Here is a 3,082-nt window from a genome sequence, read left to right as displayed (position 1 = left end):
CGCCCCAACTCTCCTCGCCCTCATCCTCGGCGCTTTCGCTCTCCTCGGACTCCTCCCCGCTCTCCTCGGACTCCTCCCCGCCCCAACTCTCCTCGGACTCCTCGGCGTCCGTCTCCCCACCTTTGCTGTCATCGGGCAACAGTTCCGCGAACTCGTTGTCCAGCAAATCGATCTTCGTCGAAAGCTCTTTGCCCAGCGCCTCCACTTCCTGGCGCAAGGAAACCATCACGCCCTGCAGCTTGCCCGTCAGGGCCTCAATCTCGGTACGGACAGGCTGCAGGCGGGTCACCACGCCGGTGCTGAAGGACTCCAACTCTCCGCGAAGTTCCGCGATCTTGCCGCGCAGCTGTTGCATCTGTTGACTCCGTCGTCCGGCCGATTCTCACCGCGACTTCAACTTCTGCAGGGCGGCCGTCGCCTCCGCCTTCTCCGAGAGCGGATTCATCCTATTACGGAGCATGGAGGGTGCGGAAGCGGATGAGCAGCCACGAGCGTGGAGGCCCACTGAGCCCTACATTGCGGCGGCCCGCTGGGGGCGCCAATCAGGCTTCAGCCCTCCCCTGTACGCCCCCTCCCCTCCCCGGCTGACGTACGAAGAGCGTGTCAAAGAATTCGAGTCACGTGAGCCTGCTCCGCTCGCGCCCCAGCACGATGAACTCGCGTAGGTTGGATCTGCAAGGCATTGGCTTCGTCTTCACGCTGGCGTCGGTACTGCCGATTTTCGCCCAGCCGGTGCTGGGAACACTCTCGGACCACTTCGGGCGCAAGCTTCGTGGTGGGGCTGTCCCTGACTCGTCCAGTGACCTCAAACGAGGCGGGAAGGTAAACCCCCGCCCTGCTTCCCAGAAACGTCAGACTTCCATGTCACCTTCGCTCCCACTGATGGTGTGCGGCAGCTCCTGCCCACACCTCTTCCAGGAGGAGCAGGACATGTCTTCACGAAACACGCGGGTTCGGTCGGGGCTGACCGTGATGGGCACCGTGGCCCTTCTTGGCTGCGGGGCCTCCCTGTCTGACGGGGTGGAGGACACCCAGGGCGAAGCCCGGCAGGCGGTGGACAGCTGCTCCGCGGGCGCTTTCGGTCCGGGGGGCTCGGCGACGCCGACGGGCCAGGTGACCACCGCCTCCACCTCCGCGGACTTCAACGGGGATGGCCGGCCGGACCTGGCGCTGACGAACGCCCTGGACAACACGGTGAGCATCCTGCTCGGGAACGGGGACGAGCACTTCGCTCCCGCGGTCAACTACCCCGTGGGCCGCAATCCCCGGTCTGTCGTGGCGCGGGACTTCAACGGGGATGGCCGCCCGGACCTCGCCATCGCCAGCGCCGGTGCCAACAGCGTGGGCGTGATGCTCAACCAGGGGCAGGGCACGTTCGGCGCGCCGGTGAGCTACCCCGTGGGGACGAGCCCCTTCGCGGTCAGGTCCGCGGACTTCAACGGGGATGGCCGGCCGGACCTCGCGGTGGCCAACTCCGGCAGCGGCACCGTGGGCGTGCTGATGGGCAATGGGAATGGCACCTTCGCCTCTCAGGTGGCCTACGCCGCCTCCCTCAACCCGAGGGCCCTCCTGGCCGAGGATTTCAACGGAGATGGCCGGCCGGACCTCGCGGTGGCCAATTACGGCAGTGGCACCGTGGGCCTCTTGCGCAACCTCGGCGGAACGTTCGCCGCGCAGACCTCCTCCGCGGTGGGCACCAACCCCTCCGCCCTCGCCAGCCTCGACCTCGACCGGGACGGTGCCGTCGACCTCGCGGTGGCCAACTACAACTCCGGCTCCGTGAGCCTGCTCAAGGGGGTGGGCAACGGGACGTTCACCGCCCTGGCTCCGCTCCCCGTGGGCTACCGCCCCTCGGGGGTGGCCAGCGTCGACCTCGACGGGGACACCTGGCCCGACCTCGCCGTGGCCCACCATGGCGATGGGACCCTGGGCACCTTGCGCAACCAGGGCTCCGGCGCCTTCGCCGCCCCGGTCCTCTACCCCGTCGGCAACGCCCCTGGCTCGGTGACGGTGGCGGACTTCAACCAGGATGCCGCGCCGGACGTGGCGCTCGCGTCCGCGGGCCTCGGCGGAGCGCGAATGCTGCTCAACCGAGGCAACGGGACGTTCACCGCGTCGCGGCGGCACACGGCGGGCGCGGCGCCCTGGGGCGTCGCGGTGGGGGATGCCAACGCGGATGGGAAGCCAGAGCTCGCCGTGGCCAACTACGAGGCCGGAACCGTGAGCGTGTTGCCGGGCCAGGGCAACCGGAGCTTCGGAGCGGCGGCGACGTACACCGTCGGGCTCAACCCCACCTCGGTGGCCTGGGGAGACTTCAACGGGGATGGCCGGGCGGATCTGGCGGTCACCCACTCCGGCAGCAGCTCCCTCGGCGTGATGATGAGCCAGCCCGACGGCACGCTCGTGCCACACGCCACCTACGCCACCAGCGGTGCCACGGGCGTGGTCGCCGCGGACCTCAACGCGGACGGGAAGGTGGACCTCGCCGTGGCCAACCATGAGGGGGCCTCGGTCGGCATCCTGCTGAACGACGGCCAGGGCGCCTTCTCGGCCCAGGTGACGTACGCGGCGGGGGCCGCTCCCATCTCGCTGGTTGCCGGCGACGTCGATCAGGACGGGAAGGTGGACCTGGTGGTGGCCGACCATGGCGCCAGCGCGGGAGCCGGCGGGGTGCTCCTCCTGCGCAACGACGGCCAGGGCGCCTTCTCCGTGCAAGGCACGTATGCCACCAGCGCGCGGGCCCGCTCGGTCGCGACGGGGGACTTCGACGGCGACGGCTGGCTCGACGTGGCGGTGAGCAACGAGGAGCCAACCTCGCTGGGCGTGCTCCTCGATGATGGCCAGGGAGGCCTCTCCGCCCAGGTGACGTACCCGACGGGGCAGTACGTGTTCTCGGTGGCCGTAGGCGACTTCGATGGCGACGCGAAGGCGGACCTGGTGGTTCCCAACTACGACACCGACGCCTTGGGGCTCTACTCCGGCCGAGGGGATGGCACCTTCAGCGCGCAGCGCCTGTTCGTGACAGGGAGGAGCCCCACGGGGGTGGCGGTGAGCGACCTCGACGCGGACGGCCGGCTGGACG

1 protein-coding gene and 1 pseudogene are annotated in these 3,082 nt (G+C 69.4%); one reads left to right on the top strand and one right to left on the bottom strand.

Annotated elements, in window-relative coordinates; all coding sequences use genetic code 11:
* Positions 1-355: pseudogene (locus VF697_RS35210) on the bottom strand (hypothetical protein); the annotation flags it as partial.
* Positions 356-930: 575 nt separating this feature from the next.
* On the opposite strand from VF697_RS35210, the gene VF697_RS35205 reads away from it, so the two are divergent.
* Positions 931-3,082: VCBS repeat-containing protein (locus tag VF697_RS35205; protein ID WP_331101980.1), on the top strand; the 2,152-nt coding region annotated here is incomplete at its 3' end.

Origin of the sequence: Archangium sp., assembly GCF_036388035.1 — a bacterium.
Classification (GTDB): domain Bacteria; phylum Myxococcota; class Myxococcia; order Myxococcales; family Myxococcaceae; genus Archangium.
Note: the sequence above shows the minus strand (reverse complement) of the source record. Positions and strands in the feature narration are given on the sequence as shown.